This window comes from Mesorhizobium sp. CA13, assembly GCF_020165235.1.
Taxonomy (GTDB): Bacteria; Pseudomonadota; Alphaproteobacteria; order Rhizobiales; family Rhizobiaceae; genus Mesorhizobium.
On sequence record NZ_JAIUHS010000012.1, the window covers coordinates 159,333 to 174,909 of the forward strand.

Below are 15,577 nucleotides of genomic sequence, written 5' to 3' on the forward strand. Positions count from 1 at the left end.
CCCAGTCTGAGCGACAGCCGTTCCGGCGTCTTGAAGAAATGTTACCCGGGGCTTCAGGCCTGTGCCGGAACCGGGAGCGCTGTCGGTGTCTCGCCGGCAAGGACGCGGAACTCACGCACCAGATGCGCCTGGTCGGCATAGCCGCAATCGGCCGCGATGTCGGCCCAATCGCCGGCTTGCTGCCTCGACAGGCCAAGCGCACGGTTGAAGCGGACGATGCGCGACAGCTTCTTCGGGCCGATGCCGGTCGCGTCGGCGAATTTCCCCGCCAGATGCTTGCGGCTCCAGCCCAGCCTGTCGGCCAGCGACGAGATGCGCATGCGGCCGCCCGAGGCGACGATCCTGTCGTAGGCCCAGGCAATTCCGACCTGCGTTTCCGGCGCAGCTGCCAGCCGGGCGGCGACGAACATCTCGACAAGTGCAAAACGCTTGCTCCAGCCGGCCGTGTTGCCAAGCCGCTCGCGCAAGGCGACGCCTTCAAGGCCGAGCACATCGTCCAGGCTGATCATGCGGTCCGTCAACCCGCTCATCGGCTGGTCAAAGAACCGGCGTGCGCCAAGCGGGGTGAAATTGACCTGAATGCAGCAGGCGCCGCCGAAGGATTCGATCATCACGGGTCCCGCATAGAGGCCGGCGGCGAAACTGGCGAAGCGATCATTGTCGCCGGGCGGCTTGCCAAGGCCGATGGCGAAGGGTTCGGCGAAGCTGATGACCAGAGGCACGGTAAGGGAGGCATATTCTACATTGCGGTAATGGCCGGGCGCCGTTTCGCGATAACCGCAAATGTCTGACACAATGCCCGCGAGGGCAGGGTTGGGACGGCGCCGGCGCATCTCGAACCGCCCGGGGACTGACTGGTCCTGTTCCTGCTGGCATGGCATCTCGATTGACATCGACTGGACTCTAGCAGAGCCCGGACCGGAATCAAAAGCGCCCGGCTTTTGGCCGGGCGCTCCGAGTGGCATTCCATCAAGCGCGCGGGTCACACACCAATCAGGACGCGCAGCGGGTTTGCCGGGTCGGCCAGGAGCTTCGCCGCCAATGCGACGCAGACGATGACAAGCAGCGGCTTGATCAGCCTGGCGCCGATGCGCATGGCCAGACTGGCGCCGAGGCGGGCGCCGAGGAACTGGGCGACGCCCATCATCAGGCCGATCTTCCAGGAGATGACACCGACCGCGGCGAAGACGACGAAGCCGCCGATGTTGGAGGCGAAATTGAGCAGCTTGGTGTGGGCCGTCGCCTTGAGCACGCCGTAGCCGGCAAGCGCGACGAAGGCCAACATGTAGAAGGAGCCGGCACCCGGCCCGAACAGGCCGTCGTAAAAGCCGATGGCCGGCACCAGCGTTATCCCGAACAGGAAGGGCGTCATACGCTCGGCGCGATCGACGTCGGTCATGTTGGGCTTCAGGGCGAAATAGAGCGCGATGGCGATCAGCACCAGCGGCAGAAGCGCCCGCAGCAGATCGCCGGGCACGACCGTTGCCAGCAAGGCGCCGACGGCACCGCCGGCAAGCGCCAGCAGCGCAGAAGGCAGTTGCCGGCGAAGGTCGACATGGCCTTTCGCGGCATAGTGGATGGTTGCGGATCCCGAGCCGAACATGCCCTGCAGCTTGTTGGTCCCCAGCGCCTCGACCGGCGAGAAGCCGGCCAGCAGCAGTGCGGGAATGGTGATCAGCCCACCGCCGCCGGCGATCGAGTCGACAAAACCCGCGGCAAAACCGGCGAAGGCAAGCATGGCGACGGATTGTAAGGTGAGGTCGATCATCAGGTGGGAAGTATCAAGCCAAAAGACGCTCCGGCTTCGATCACGAACACCCCGTTTGCGCAAGACCGATTTCACGCTACTTCTATCCCAAGCGTCGCGCCTGGATTTGTGTTTGTGCTGTCGTTATCCCAACCGCTGCGCTTTTTGGGCTACATGGATTAGAGGAATCGGCAAAGGGGCTTCCGATGGCATTCGAACTGCTCGACCAGATACGCTCGATCTTCGACGGCGACCCGGGCGTGCGCAAGGTGGCGGACGACCCCGTGTTGTCGGCGGAACTTCTGATGCTGTTCCGCATGATCCTGGCCGACGGAACGGTGAGCGAGAGCGAGATGGTTGCCTTCCGACGCATCTGCAAGGATGCCTTCGGCATTCCGGAAACCAGCATCGACGCCGTCATCGAATATCTCAACGAATTCGGCTACGAGACCAACGGCTCGCAGGCCATTGCGCTGTTTCGCGACCTCGATATCGGGCGGCGCAAGCAACTGGCGCAGCATATGGCCGAGATCGCCAAGGCGGATGCGCAATTGGCCGAGACCGAGGTACGCCTGCTGCGCCGCACGCTCGACCTGCTCGACATCAGCCCGGTCGACGTGGTGAAATCGGAGCAGTAGGTTGATGGGATCCCGGCCGGGGCCGGCTGCCCACGGCATCCTCCGGCATTTGCGGCCTTTCACTCACACGGCGGATCGCTTCTCGAACCGATCGCTCACCCCTGCTCCTGCATACGGCGTGCAATTGCCCTGTGCAGGTCCGGCGCTGCGGCGACAAGCGCCTTGGCCGCCTCGGATTGCGGGTGATCCAGCACCTCATTCGTCTTGCCGCGCTCGACGATCTGGCCGTCATGCATGACCAGCACCTCGTCCGTGATGGCACGGGCGACGGTGAGGTCGTGGGTGATGAAGAGATAGGCGATGCCGAGTTTCTGGTTGAGCTCGGCGAACAGGTCGAGGATCTGAGCGCGGATCGAAACATCGAGCGCCGAAACAGGCTCGTCGGCGACGACCAGTTTCGGGCGGGTGATGATGGCGCGGGCGATCGACAGGCGCTGGCGCTGGCCGCCGGAAAATTCGTGCGGATACTTTTCCATGTCGTTCTGGTCGAGGCCGACCTCATGCAGCGCCTGCGCCACCATCTCGCGGCGCTCGGCGCGCCCCGGTTTCCTGTCCAGCACGTGCAGCGGCTCGGCGACCAGTTTCTCGACCTTCTGGCGCGGATCGAACGAGCCATAAGGGTCCTGGAACACCACCTGCATGTCGCGCCGCGCCGGCTTCAGGTCCGCCTCGCTCTTGCCGGTGAGGGGCTCGCCGCGAAAGCGGATGGTCCCCGAACTCGGCCGGTCCAGCGCCAGGATCATGCGTGCCAAGGTAGACTTGCCGCAGCCGGAGCGGCCGACCAGCGCCACCGACTGGCCCGGCGCCATCGATAGCGACACGCCGTCGACGGCGCGGATATCAGGCGCGCGCCTGAACAGCGAGGTACGCCGGCCGGGATAGTCGCGCGTCACGCCCTCGACCTCGAGCAAGGGCCTGGCTGCCGCGGCGCCACGCGGCCGGACGCGTGCGGGCACGTGCATCGAGGCCAGCGCCAGCTGACGGGTATAGGGGTGGAGCTGCTCGGAGAGCGTGCGTGCCGTATCGCCGGCTTCCATGACTTCGCCCCGACGAAGGATGGTGATGCGGTCCGCCATCTCGGTGACGACGGCGAGGTCATGCGAGATCAGCAGCAGGCCCATGCCGCTCTCGGCGACCAGGTCGCGCAAGAGGGCGAGGATTTGCGCCTGCAGCACCACGTCGAGCGCCGTCGTCGGCTCGTCGGCGATCAGCAGTTTCGGCTTCAGCGCGCAGGCCATGGCAATGACGACACGTTGGCGCTGGCCGCCGGACAGTTCGTGCGGATAGCGCGACAGCGGGAATTTTGCCGATGGCAAGCCGACCCGGTCGAGCATTTTTCGCGCCCGCTCTTCCGCCTCGGCGCGTGTTGCCTTGGCATGCCAGCGTATGCCTTCGGCGACCTGCTCGCCGATGGTCTTGAGCGGGTTCAGCGCGGTCATCGGTTCCTGGAACACCATGCCGATATCGTCGCCGCGCAGGGCGCACATCTGATCCTCGCTTGCCGCGAGGATGTCGATACCGTCGAAGGTGACGCGCCCGCTGGCACGCGCGGCATATGGCAAAAGCCGCATGACGCTCAGCGCCGTCATCGATTTGCCGGAGCCGGATTCGCCGACCAGTCCCATCACCTCGCCGGGCGTGACGGAGAGCTCGACGCCTTTGAGGATCGGTGTGTCTCCGATCGCCAGCGACAGATTGTCGATTTCCAGCAGGCTCATCGTTGCCGCCGCGATTTCGGATCGAGGATGTCGGCGATGCCGTCGCCCAGGAGGTTCAGCCCAAGCACGGTGATCACGATCGCCATGCCGGGAAAGATCGCCATCCAGGGCGCCACCACCATGCGGGTCTGGGCGTCGAACAGCATGCGGCCCCAGCTCGGCATTGGCGGTTGGGCGCCAAGGCCCAGATAGGAAAGCCCGGCCTCGGCCAATATGCCGAGCGCGAACTGGATAGTGCCTTGCACCAAGAGCAAGGTGGCGATGTTGGGCAGCACATGTTCGATTGATATCAGCGCTTTGCCCTTGCCCGCCGCGCGGGCGGCGAGGATGAATTCGCGCGGCCAGATCGCCAAGGCGCCGGCGCGGGCGACGCGGGCAAAGACAGGGATGTTGAAGATGCCGATGGCGATGATGGCATTGACGGCGCCGGGGCCGAAGATGGCGGTGATCATGATGGCCGACAAAAGGGCAGGGAAGGCGAAGACGAGATCGTTGATGCGCATCAGCGCCTCGTCGACGAGGCCGCCGCGCGCCGCCGCAAAACCGCCGAGCGGCACGCCGACGCCCATGCCGATGCCGACCGCGACCAGCGCCACGGCGATCGAATTGCGGGCGCCGACCATGATCATCGACAGGATGTCGCGACCGAAATGGTCGGTGCCGAACCAGTGCGCCCAGGACGGCGCGAGCGTCTTGTCGGATATGACCAGCCGGGTCACGTCATAAGGCGTCCAGACATAGGAGAGGATCGCCACCGCCGCCACGAACATCGTGACGACGAAGCCGGCGAGAAACGAGCGGTTGCCGAACGCCTTGACGAGGATGCTGCCCAACGTCTCTTCGGGGATGTCCGGATGCAGCGTCATTGCCGGCTCCTGAGGCGCGGATCGACGACGGCATAGGAAAGGTCGACGATGAGGTTGACGGCGATGACGGCGGCGACCAGCAGCATGACGACGCTTTCGACGACGATCAGGTCGCGCTGGGTGATCGCCTGGAACACCAGCCGGCCGAGGCCGGGCAGGTAAAAGACGTTCTCGATGATGATGGTGCCGGCGAGCAGGAAGGCGAGTTGCAGGCCAAGGATGGTCAGCACCGGGATCATGGCGTTGCGCAGCGCGTGCCGCCACAGGACCGCGCGATAGGGCAGACCCTTGGCGCGGGCGGTGCGGATATAATCCTCGTTCAGCACCTCGATCAGCGCCGAACGGGTGACGCGTGCCAGGATCGCGGCCTGCGGCAGCGCGAGCGCCACCGCGGGCAAAAGCAGAGATTTCAGCGCCGGCCAGGCGCCGGCCCCCCAGCCGGGAAAGCCGCCGGCCGGAACCAGCCGCAACCAGACTGCGAAGAGATAGATCAGCATCAGCGCGAACCAGAAATTGGGGATGGCGACGCCGAGCTGTGCGGCGCCCATCGCTGCCGTGTCACCCATCCGGCCGCGATGGTTCGCTGAAAACAGGCCGACCGGAATGGCGATGAGGGTGGATAGGGCGAGCGCGATCAGCGCCAGCGGCAAAGAGACGACGAGACGCTCCCGCACAAGATCGATGACCGGTACCGAATAGGTGTAGGAGCGGCCGAAATCCAGGCTGAGCAGGCCGCCGGCCCAGTGCAGGTAGCGCCAGGCCAGCGGCGCGTCGAGGCCCATCTGGTTGCGCAGCAGCTCGACCTGGTCGGCGCTGGCGTTCATGCCCAGCATCAGCCGCGCCGGATCGCCGGGCAGGATTTCCAGCACGGCGAAGACGACCATGGAGGCCAGCGCCAGCGTGGCGGCGGCGATGGCGAGGCGCTTGAGGAGGTAGGCGGTCATGGGAGGTGGGAGGCCGGCGTGTTGCCTGGGGCGAATAGCCGGCGACGGTATAGCCCTACGGCGCCTCCCTCTGTCCTGCCGGACATCTCCCCCACAAGGGGGGAGCTCGCTCGTTCATCACGGCTTTCGCCAATCGCTAGGATGGCATGGTCGGTGGCGGCGCTGAAATTGCCAATCTCCCCCTTTGTGGGGGAGATGCCCGGCAGGGCAGAGGGGGGCGCGAAGGAACGCAATCGTCGCCTGTTGCGCAACAATCTCACTCGCTCCACTTCACCTTGGTGAGATCATTGGCCTGGATCGGCGCGTTTTCCCACAGGCCCTGCAGCTTGGCGTCCCAGACGCCGACCTTGGGCAGTTCGTAGAGGAAGCTGACCACGGCGTCGTCGGCCAGGATCTTCTGTGCCTGCCCCAGCAACTCCTTGCGCTTGGCCTCGTCGGAGGTGACGTCCAGATCGGCAATCACCTTGTCGAAGGCCGGGTTGTCGTAGTTGAAGTAATAATCCTTGCGCGCGTAGATACCGATGTCGTTGGGCTCGGTATGGGAGACGATGGTCAGGTCGTAGTCCTTCTTGGTGAACACCTGATCCAGCCATTGGGCCCACTCGACGGGAATGATCTCGAGGTTGATGCCGACGTCACGGAGCTGCGAGGCGATGATCTCGCCGCCGAGCCTGGCATAGGTGGGCGGCGGCAGCTTCAGCGTCGCCTTGAAGCCGTTCTCCAGGCCTGCTTCCTTCAAGAGTTCCTTGGCCTTGGCGACATCGTGCGGATAGCGGCCGGTGAGGTCGACGTAGTCCTTGTTGGCCGGCGACATATGCGAGCCGATCGGCAGGCCGAGGCCGGCCGAGGCACCGTCGATGATCGCCTTGCGATCGAGCGCGTAGGAGATCGCCTGCCTGACCCGCAATTTGTCGAAGGGCGGCTTCTTGTTGTTGATCGACAGGATGGTTTCGCCTTCGGTCGAACCGATCACCACCTTGAAACGCGGATCGTCCTTGACCTGCGCGAGACTGTCGGGATCGAAGAATGGGAACGCCTGGATATCGCCGGAAAGCAATGCCGGTACGCTAGCGGCGGCATCGGGCACGATGCGGAATTCGACCTTGTCGAGGTAAGCCGGCGTGCCCCAATAGCTGTCGGATTTCACCAGCGTGATCGAGGATCCCTTGGCCCAGCTCTGGAATTTGAACGGGCCGGTTCCGACCGGCTTTTCCTTGTTGGCGTCAGCGGATTTCGGCGACACGATGACTGCGTCGCCCCAGCCCATATTGTAAAGGAAAGACCCTTGCGGGTTCTTCAACGTCACCTTGACCGTTGCTGGGTCAACCACGTCGACCGTATCGATGGCCGCGAACAGGGCTTTTTGCGCATTGACCGAATTGTCGGCGCGGGCGCGGTCGAGCGAGAATTTCACATCTTCGGCGCTGAAGCCGGCGCCGTCGTGAAACTTCACGCCGCTGTGCAGCTTGAAGGTGTATGTCTTGCCGTCATCGGAGATGGTCCAGCTTTCGGCCAGGTCCGGAAGCACCTCGCCGTTGGGGCCGATGCGGGTCAGGCCCTCGAACACGTTGGCGTAGAGGACCTCATCAATGGCCGCGGCGGCGCCGGCGGTCGGATCGAGATGCGGCGGTTCGAGCGGGATGCCGATGACCAGATCGGTGCGCGCCGCGAACGCGGGAGTGCCGGCGGCCAGCGCCAGGACGGCGGCTGCCAGGATGGTTTTCCACAATTTCATCGTGCGACTCCCCGTGTGGTCAAACATGCGCTCAAACCGGGCGAATAGAAGCGTGATTTCGCGCGGGAGTAAATTGCGTTTCGTGCGGCGCGGCGGCGTAGCCGGGAATGTTTTTCTCCGGACGGCCGCGTCGATCATTGGCTCTTGTCCGTGCGGCGCTATCGGGCGCCGCGCAATAGCACGTTGAGCCCAATCGCCATCACCTTGGCTGATTCCACCATATCCGAGATGCCGACCCATTCGTCCGGCCGGTGGGCGAGATCGAGAATGCCCGGGCCATAGGCGATGCAATCATAGACATGGCCGATGCGGGCAATGTGCTTCTGGTCGTAGGTGCCGGGTGAAATGACGTAATCGGGCTCGCGGTCGAAGATCGCGTGGATGCCTTGCGCGATCGCCTTGACGACGGGAGCGTCGCGCTCGGTCATCAGCGGCAGCACCTCCATCAGGTCGCGGATCTCGTAGTCGAATTTTTGCCGCTCGCGCTTCAGCCGGTCGAGGATCCCGGTCACCTCACTCTTGACGGTATCCAGGTCTTCCTCGAGCAGGAAGCGGCGGTCGATGGTCAGCCGGCAGGAATCGGGCACGTTGGGCGAGGGCAGGCCGGGCCGGAAATCCTCGGTCTGGCCGCCATGGATGGAGTTGATATTCATGGTCGAGCGCTTCGCCCCTTCGGGCACGACCGGCATGCGCGTCATCTTGCGGTCGAGCGCGGGGAACAATTCGTCCTCGAATGCCTGCAGCACGGCGCCCATATGGCGCACCGCATTGTCGCCAAGGAACGGCATCGAGCCATGCGCGATTTCGCCCTTGGTCTCGATCTCGGCCCACCAGACGCCGCGATGGCCAAGGCAGATGCGGTCCTTGTTCAATGGTTCGGGAATGATGACGTGGTCGACCCTGGGTTTCGAGAAATAGCCGAGCCTCGCCAGATGCGCGACACCGCCGAAGCCGCCGGATTCCTCGTCGACCGTGCCTGATATCTCGATGGCACCGGGAAAATCGGGAAATACCTCCATGAAGGCTTCGGCCGCGATGATCGAGGAAGCCAGGCCGCCTTTCATGTCGCAGGCGCCGCGGCCGTAGACCTTGCCGTCCCTGACGACGCCGCCGAAAGGATCGACGGTCCAGCCGTCGCCGGCCTCGACGACATCGATATGCGAGTTGAAGTGGACGCAGGCGCCGGGCGAGCGGCCGTCGAAGCGAGCGACGACGTTGACGCGCGGGTAGCGGTCGGTGTCGCCGGGCGTGCCCTCGGCACGGATGAACTCGGTCTGAAAGCCGCTCTTCTTCATCCGCGCGCCAAGAAATTCGGCGCATGGCCGGTACGCTTCGCCGGGCGGGTTGATGGTGGGAAAACGGATCAGCTCGGCGGTCAGCGCGACGAGATCGTCACGCCGGTCATCGATCGCTTGCAAGAGTCGCTCGTTCATGGCTCGAGTTGAGCAGCGATCGGCGTCGTTTTGCAAGTCCGCTGGCAATTAGGCCGTTGCGGCGTGTCGTTACGGCAACTCCTGCGGGAATTCGTTCAATTCGCTGCTTTGGATTCGCGAATTGGTCAAAGGTATATGTTATGCTGTTCACCTGCCATTAAAGAGATGAAAAACGACATGAAGGCAGGCAAGGGGCAATCAAGGGGGTTTGATCGCATGAAAAAGACAGTTCTCATGGCAGCAGCACTTGTCACGATGCTGTTCGGTGCTTCGGTGCAGAGCTGGGCAGCCAGCCTCATTGCAAATATAGACGTGTCGTCGCAGACAATGACGGTCAGGTACGGCCAGGAGGTTTACCGGTGGAACGTGTCCACGGCCCGGCCCGGCTACTTCACGCCGCGCGGCACCTACCGGCCGCAGCGAACGGCCCGGATGTGGTATTCGCGCAAATACGACATGTCGCCGATGCCTTATTCCGTGTTCTTCCACGGCGGCTATGCCATCCATGGAACGGGCGCGGTGAGGCAGCTCGGCCGACCGGCCTCGCATGGCTGCGTGCGGCTGCATACGGCCAATGCGGCGGCTTTCTACTCGATGGTGCGAGAAGTCGGCTTCGGCAACACGCGCATCGTCGTGAGGAACTGACTGCTACGCCGGCCATTGTGCCTGAGGCGCATCGGACGGATTCAGGTTAGGCGCTTCGGGTCTTTGCCTTGCGTCGCTTGCGGCTGATGTCCCATCTCTTGTGGAACCACATCCACTGGCCGGGATACTCGCGCACCCAGCGCTCGACCACGTCGTTGAGGAGCTGGGTGGTGGCGCGCACGTCGACGCTGCCATCGGCGGTGCGCGGTAATGTCAGCTTCTCTTCTATCTCGAGCCTGAAGCGGTTGCCCGGCAGCCTGACGCAGCGCGCCGGGTAGACGTCGCAATCATAGTGACGGGCAAGTGTGCCGAGCACGCGATTGCTCTGGCAGGGGCGGCCGAAGAATGTCGTTTCCAGGCCGCCCGTGAATTTCTGGTCGACAAGAACCCCGATATTGCCGCCGTTTTCCAATACCGAGGCGAGCGCGAACGAAGCGCCCGCCATCGAGGGCAGCAAAGATCCCATCGTCGCGCGGCGCGTCGAGAGGATGTAGTCGGCCAAATAGGGATTATTGGGCGGGCGAAACAGCGCGGTGATATTCATGCCGAACGTGGCTGCCGCCACCGGCAGCAATTCGAAATTGCCGAGATGCCCGGTGAAGACGATGTGCGGCTTCTTTTCGGCCGCGATTTCCACGAAGTGGTCTACTCCCTTGACCTCGACGCGGCCGGGACTGGCGGCGGCTGGATCGTAATCGAACAAGGCGTCGAGGAAGATGTATTCGGCGGCCAGCCGCGCCATGTTGCCCCACATGTCGGAGGCGATGGCCTGGATCTCGGCTTCGCTCTTCTGCGGATAGGCCTTGCGCAGATTTTCGACGGCCACATTATGGCGTCCGACCCATGGACCGATGCGGCGGGCGACGCGGTCAGCGAAATTCAGCGCGCTGTCGGGCGGCAGCAGGCGCAGCACCGAGATGATGATCATCGCAATGCGCGCAACCAGCCAGTGCTCGAACCGGCGCAATTGCCGGCCGTAGCGGAACATCAGGTCGCGGCGAAGCTTCTTCAACACAGAAGTCAGGGCCTAGACGACGCGCAGGATGATCTTGCCAAAGACGTCGCGGCCTTCCATGCGCTTCAGCGCGGCGTCGATGTCGTCGAAGCCGACTTCGGTGTCGATGACGGGTGCGACCTGTCCCGCCGCCATCTTCTGCATGGCGTTGGCCATGTTCTCCATGCGGCAGCCGAACGAGCCGAGCAGCTTCAGCTGCTGCTGGAAGAGCTGCATCAGGTTGACCTGCGTCGACACGCCCGATGTCGAGCCGCAGGTGACGAGCCGGCCGCCGCGCCTCAGGCACAGCATCGAGCCGGCAAAAGTGTCCGCGCCGACATGTTCGAACACGACGTCGACGCCCTTCTTCCTGGTCAGCTTGCGTACGACGCCCTCGAACCGGTCGTCACGGTAGTTGATGACATGATCGGCGCCGAGCGCCTTGGCTTTGTCGATCTTGTCGTTCGAGCCGACCGTGGTGATGACCGTGCAGCCCATCCGCTTCGCCAGCTGGATTGCGGCCGAGCCGATGCCGGATCCGCCGGCATGGACAAGGATCGTCTCGCCGGGCTCGAGCCTGGCATTGTCGAACAGCATGTGTTCGACGGTGCCGAAAGTGACGGGGGCGACGGCCGCGCCGATCTCGCTCACGCCCGGGGGGGCGGGGACCAGCAGGCGCGCAGGCAGGTTGATCTTCTCCTGCGCGAAGCCGTCGAGATGGAAGCCGTGAACGCCCGAGACGTGTTCGCAAAGATTGTCGCGGCCTTCGCGGCAGGCGCGGCAGAGACCGCAGGTGCGCGCGCCGTAGATCGATACCAGCTGCCCCGGCAGCAGGCCTGAAACGCCGGGGCCGACGGTCTCGACCTCGCCGGAGGCTTCCGCGCCGACGACCAGCGGCAGCTTGCGCTTGGCGAAAGCCATGCCGCGCCAGCCCCAGACGTCGATGTGGTTCAGCGCCACTGCCTTGATGCGCAGCGTCACTTCGCCGAGCGTGGGCGGCGGCGGGGGCGGCAGGTCCACCGTTTCAAGACGGCGGTCCTCGATAAGTTGCAGTGCGCGCATGGAGCCTGTCGGTTCTGTTCTAGCGGAAGCGGCTCGCTTAGACCGGTTCCCGCGCCATGACAAGGCAAGTGTTCTGGCCGCCGAAGCCGAAGGAGTTCGAAAGCACGGTGCCGACCTGCGCATTGCGCTTCTTGTTCGGCACGACATCGAGCACGATCGCCGGATCGGGATTGTCGTAGTTGATGGTCGGCGGAATGACGCCTTCGCGCATGGTCATCAGGGAAAACGCCGCTTCCACCGCCCCGGCGGCGGACAGCGTATGGCCGATCATCGACTTGTTGGACGAGATCGGCATCGAGCCGATCCGTTCGCCGAACACCGTCGACAGCGACAGGTGCTCCATCTTGTCGTTTTCCGGCGTCGAGGTGCCGTGCGCGTTGACATAGTCGATCTCGTCCTCGCCCAGGCCGGCATCGGCAAGGGCCGCGCGCACCGCCGCTATGGCCGGCGAACCATCCGGCTTGGAGCGGGTGCGGTGGAAGTCGTCCGCCTTTTCGCCGCAGCCGCGCAGAATGCCCAAGACGCTCGCTCCACGGGCGAGCGCTGCCTCCAGCGATTCCAGCACCAGAGCGCCGGAACCTTCGGCCAGCACGAAGCCGTCGCGGTCCTTGGAGAAGGGCTTGGAGGCTTTTTCGGGGATGTCGTTGTGGGTCGAAAGCGCCGACAGCAACGAGAAACGAATCAGCGCCTCGGCGGTCGCCGAACCATCGGCGCCGATCGACAGCGCCCGATCGCACTCACCGCGGCGGATCGCCTCGACGCCGAGCTGGATGGCGGTGGCGCCGGAGGCGCAAGCGGTCGACAGCGTGATCGGCAGGCCGCGCGTGCCGAAACGGTCGGCGAGCCGGTCCGCGATCGAGCCGAACTGCGTGGTCTCGAAAGTATCGAGCTCCTTCAGGCCGCGCGCCACCCGAAGCAGCCTTTCGGCACCGGCGTCGTGCTTGTCGGAATTGTAGAGCGCGAACCGCTCATGCCAGTCGAGTTCGACCGGCGGCGAGGCCAGAAACAGCGGTCCGCCGAAGTCGCTGGAATTGAGGCCGGCTTCGGCAACAGCTTCCTGCGCGGCGGTCTCCGCCAGTTCGTAGGTGAGGGGGCTGGCGCCCTTCGAGCTCGACGCAAGGAAATCGACCATGCCGGAAATGCGGGTGTTGAGGTGGTCGACAGGGAAGCGGGTGATCGGGTGGATGCCCGACCTGCCCGAGGTCAGCGCCGCCCAATTGTCTGATTTCCCGGCTCCAAGGGAAGTAACCACGCCGATGCCTGTGACGGCAACGATCGGCCTGCCCATGTGATCTCTGAGATTGGCCATCCGGAAGCCCTACCTTTATCGTTGTAATGTGGCTGGCCGCTCTATGCGGCGTTGACCAGCGCCATGCCCTCGAATTGGTGGTAGCCGATCGCCGTTGCAAGGACGCTTCTTGGAATGCCTTCGAACGGTTTCTCGGCAGCGGCATCGAAAACCGGGTAGGCGGCCTTGCGGTCGACTGCGAGCGCCGCCAGCGCCACGGCGAAGGGAAACTGCGCTTCCTTCATGTGGCCGGTCAGCGTCGCGAAGCCGCGCGCCGCGATCGCCGGATTGGCGTCGAATGCCGACTTCTCGGCGGCGGTAGCCGCGTGAGCGCCTGAGGCGCCAGACATGGTCAGCAAGCCGCCATCCGGTACGGCGGTCTTCTTGAGCAGCGCGGCGATCTCGGAATCGAGCTCGCCCTGCCGCCGCCTGGCACGGCCGGAGACGACCGGGCCGAGTTCGGCATAGATCCTGCGCCCCCGGCTTGCCGCGTGTTCGCGCTGCTCCAGCACCAGGAAGGCGCCGCCGGATCCCGACACAACACCGCCGCCTTCGTCGCCTTGCCGCTGCCAGACCGGCCTCCAGGCGCCGCGATGCAGGTAGCCGGCAAGCTCGTAGCCGAGCAACATATCGGAATGTTCGGTCTGGAAGGCGCCCCCAACCAGTATGTGCGTCGACTGGCCGGAGCGGATGCGCGCGGCAGCCGTCTCGACGGCGGCTACGCCGGCGCCTTCCTCGCCCATGAAGGTCCTGGACGATCCCGTCACCTTGTGGACGATGGAGATGTTGCCGGCCAGCAGATTGGAGAGCTGCGCCAGGAACAGGGTGGGGCGCAGTTCGGTGGTGAGCTTCTCGTTGAGCAGCACGTCACGATCATTGCGGTTTTCCGAGGCGGCCAGGATGGCGGCGTCGACCGCTTCGTCGCGCTCGCCGCCGCCGGCGGCCACGACCATGTCCATGGTCGTGCAGAGTTCGTCATTGCCCTTGATGCCGGCATCGTCCAGCGCAAGACCCGCGGCATAGGTGCCGAGCCTCTGCCAGGTTTCCATCTGGCGCTGGTCGCCGCGCTTGGCGATCTGCAGGTTCCAGTCGATCTCCGGCAGCGGATGAACGGTGTAGGGCGCGAAACGCTCGGCTTCGAGCACCGGCTTCTGACCCGGCTGAGTGAGCTTGCGCCAGTGTTCATCCGGGCCTTCTCCCAACGAGGAGACAAGGCCAATGCCGGTGATGACGACGTCGCGGGGGCTCATGGATGATCGGGTACGGATCAGGCGGTCTTGGCGGCGACCAGTGCGTCGATCTTGGCGCACAGGTTCTTCATGACAAAGTAATCGTCCGTCGAAGCCTTGCCGTCATTGACTTCCTGGGTCCATTTTTCCAGCGGCACCTTGATACCGAATTCCTTGTCGATGGCGAAGACGATGTCGAGGAAATCGAGGCTGTCGATGCCGAGATCGTCGATCGTGTGGCTCTCGGGCGTGATGGTGTCGATGTCGATCTCGCTGGTGTCGGCAATGATCTTGGCGACTTTGTCGAACGTGGTGGACAAGGGCTTTTCCTTCGGTTGCGGGCGGAATCTGTCCGCATCTTGTTTGGGCGCTGTCTAATCGGTTTTTCCCGGCAGGAAAAGGCCTGATACGCCGGGTGCAGATGGGTAGCGTGCCCAAGAAACGCAAGACGGGCCGCCGGTCAACCCGGCGGCCCGTCCAAGGCTGGCGGCGGCGGATGATGTTGGCCTCATTGTCGCGGCCCTGGCGCGGCATCTTTTTTTCGTTGGTATTTTGGCAACATTGCCTCTGTCGCAAGGCCTCATCGACGGGTAGCTGCCCGCTGATGCGCCGCTCGGCCCCGATTAGAACGTAACGCGGCCGAGCACGCGCAGGCCATCGCCCTGCGGCTCGACGACAACGGCTTCGCCCTCGCGCGGCGAGACGCCCGTCAACGCCGCGATATTTTCCAGATGAGTGACCATGACCAGGTTATCGGAGCCGGAATAGGCACGGATTTCCTTCACGATCGCGGCGAGTTGCGCCGCCTTCTGCACTGCGTCGCCCTTCAGCAGGTCGAGCGGCGCGAAAGGCTCCGGCTCGGTCTCGAAGGCGATGCGCGCGGTGTCGAGGCAGCGGCAATAGCGACTGGACAGCACGCGCTCGACCGGGGCGGCACGGGCGGCAAGCAAGGCGCCGATCTTGCTCGACTGCTGCTTGCCGCGTGCCGACAAATTGACCTGGGTGGCGCAGCGGTCGATATCGAAATTGGCGGGATCGGTGGTGCCGGTGACCATGGCATGGCGCAAAAGCACGACATGGCCGCCATCGCGCAGCAGCGCCCAGCCGGCGTCCGTCGCATGCGCTGCAACGGGCACGCCAAACAGGAACAACGCCAAGGCAAATCGGATCATCGTAATCCTTCCAGAAGCCGGGCACCGGCCACCCGCATATAGGGAGCGGAAAGCAGGTACAAAGACAAGCGAAAGGCCTGCGGCCCTCCGCGGCCTCACGTCTTCG

Annotated in this window: 15 protein-coding genes; 2 read left to right on the forward strand and 13 right to left on the reverse strand. The window is 64.3% G+C overall.

The features are described 5' to 3' along the window. Nucleotides 1-53 precede the first annotated feature (53 nt). Together LB566_RS24165 and LB566_RS24170 are read right to left on the reverse strand one after the other, a co-directional pair. The gene (locus LB566_RS24165) at nucleotides 54-893 is read right to left on the reverse strand and encodes a helix-turn-helix domain-containing protein (RefSeq protein ID WP_224627925.1); all 840 of its coding nucleotides are present in this window, start codon (nucleotides 891-893) and stop codon (nucleotides 54-56) included. An 89-nt stretch (nucleotides 894-982) separates the two neighbouring features. Further along, nucleotides 983-1,768 (reverse strand): TSUP family transporter, encoded by a 786-nt coding sequence (locus LB566_RS24170; RefSeq protein ID WP_140551386.1) that lies wholly within the window; start codon nucleotides 1,766-1,768, stop codon nucleotides 983-985. A gap of 185 nt (nucleotides 1,769-1,953) precedes the next feature. Here LB566_RS24170 and LB566_RS24175 point away from each other — a divergent pair, with 185 nt between their 5' ends. Then, on the forward strand, nucleotides 1,954-2,385 hold the full coding sequence (locus LB566_RS24175) for a TerB family tellurite resistance protein (RefSeq protein ID WP_224627927.1): 432 nt from the start codon (nucleotides 1,954-1,956) through the stop codon (nucleotides 2,383-2,385). Between the two features lie 95 nt (nucleotides 2,386-2,480). On the opposite strand, the gene LB566_RS24180 is transcribed toward LB566_RS24175, so the two are convergent. The 5 genes from LB566_RS24180 to LB566_RS24200 all read right to left on the reverse strand — a co-directional run bounded on the left by LB566_RS24180 (nucleotide 2,481) and on the right by LB566_RS24200 (nucleotide 9,081). After that, nucleotides 2,481-4,103, reverse strand: coding sequence for an ABC transporter ATP-binding protein (locus LB566_RS24180; protein ID WP_224627929.1), 1,623 nt, complete (start codon nucleotides 4,101-4,103; stop codon nucleotides 2,481-2,483). Then, nucleotides 4,100-4,969: an ABC transporter permease gene (locus LB566_RS24185; protein ID WP_140551389.1), complete on the reverse strand. Its 870-nt coding sequence runs from the start codon at nucleotides 4,967-4,969 to the stop codon at nucleotides 4,100-4,102. Before LB566_RS24185 ends, LB566_RS24180 begins: the two co-directional genes overlap by 4 nt. Next, complete coding sequence (locus tag LB566_RS24190; RefSeq protein WP_224627930.1) at nucleotides 4,966-5,913, reverse strand: ABC transporter permease; 948 nt, start codon at nucleotides 5,911-5,913, stop codon at nucleotides 4,966-4,968. The genes LB566_RS24185 and LB566_RS24190 overlap by 4 nt, the downstream gene beginning before the upstream one ends. A gap of 256 nt (nucleotides 5,914-6,169) precedes the next feature. Beyond that, nucleotides 6,170-7,648: an ABC transporter substrate-binding protein gene (locus LB566_RS24195; RefSeq protein ID WP_224627933.1), complete on the reverse strand. Its 1,479-nt coding sequence runs from the start codon at nucleotides 7,646-7,648 to the stop codon at nucleotides 6,170-6,172. Between the two features lie 158 nt (nucleotides 7,649-7,806). Continuing rightward, nucleotides 7,807-9,081, reverse strand: a complete 1,275-nt coding sequence (locus LB566_RS24200) for an acetylornithine deacetylase/succinyl-diaminopimelate desuccinylase family protein (protein WP_224627936.1) — start codon at nucleotides 9,079-9,081, stop codon at nucleotides 7,807-7,809. 216 nt (nucleotides 9,082-9,297) lie between these two features. On the opposite strand from LB566_RS24200, the gene LB566_RS24205 reads away from it, so the two are divergent. Then, nucleotides 9,298-9,726 (forward strand): L,D-transpeptidase, encoded by a 429-nt coding sequence (locus tag LB566_RS24205; RefSeq protein WP_140551394.1) that lies wholly within the window; start codon nucleotides 9,298-9,300, stop codon nucleotides 9,724-9,726. Nucleotides 9,727-9,772: 46 nt separating this feature from the next. On the opposite strand, the gene LB566_RS24210 is transcribed toward LB566_RS24205, so the two are convergent. From LB566_RS24210 to LB566_RS24235, 6 genes are all read right to left on the reverse strand, one after another. Beyond that, on the reverse strand, nucleotides 9,773-10,714 hold the full coding sequence (locus LB566_RS24210; RefSeq protein WP_263498343.1) for a lipid A biosynthesis lauroyl acyltransferase: 942 nt from the start codon (nucleotides 10,712-10,714) through the stop codon (nucleotides 9,773-9,775). 39 nt (nucleotides 10,715-10,753) lie between these two features. Next, complete coding sequence (locus LB566_RS24215) at nucleotides 10,754-11,782, reverse strand: zinc-binding dehydrogenase (RefSeq protein ID WP_224627940.1); 1,029 nt, start codon at nucleotides 11,780-11,782, stop codon at nucleotides 10,754-10,756. Nucleotides 11,783-11,819: 37 nt separating this feature from the next. After that, the gene (locus LB566_RS24220) at nucleotides 11,820-13,091 is read right to left on the reverse strand and encodes a beta-ketoacyl-ACP synthase (RefSeq protein WP_140517231.1); all 1,272 of its coding nucleotides are present in this window, start codon (nucleotides 13,089-13,091) and stop codon (nucleotides 11,820-11,822) included. Nucleotides 13,092-13,132: 41 nt separating this feature from the next. Beyond that, complete coding sequence (locus LB566_RS24225; RefSeq protein WP_224627943.1) at nucleotides 13,133-14,320, reverse strand: beta-ketoacyl-ACP synthase; 1,188 nt, start codon at nucleotides 14,318-14,320, stop codon at nucleotides 13,133-13,135. A gap of 17 nt (nucleotides 14,321-14,337) precedes the next feature. Then, nucleotides 14,338-14,619, reverse strand: coding sequence for an acyl carrier protein (locus LB566_RS24230; RefSeq protein WP_010909964.1), 282 nt, complete (start codon nucleotides 14,617-14,619; stop codon nucleotides 14,338-14,340). 303 nt (nucleotides 14,620-14,922) lie between these two features. Beyond that, nucleotides 14,923-15,471: a histidine phosphatase family protein gene (locus LB566_RS24235; RefSeq protein WP_224627946.1), complete on the reverse strand. Its 549-nt coding sequence runs from the start codon at nucleotides 15,469-15,471 to the stop codon at nucleotides 14,923-14,925. Nucleotides 15,472-15,577 lie beyond the last annotated feature (106 nt).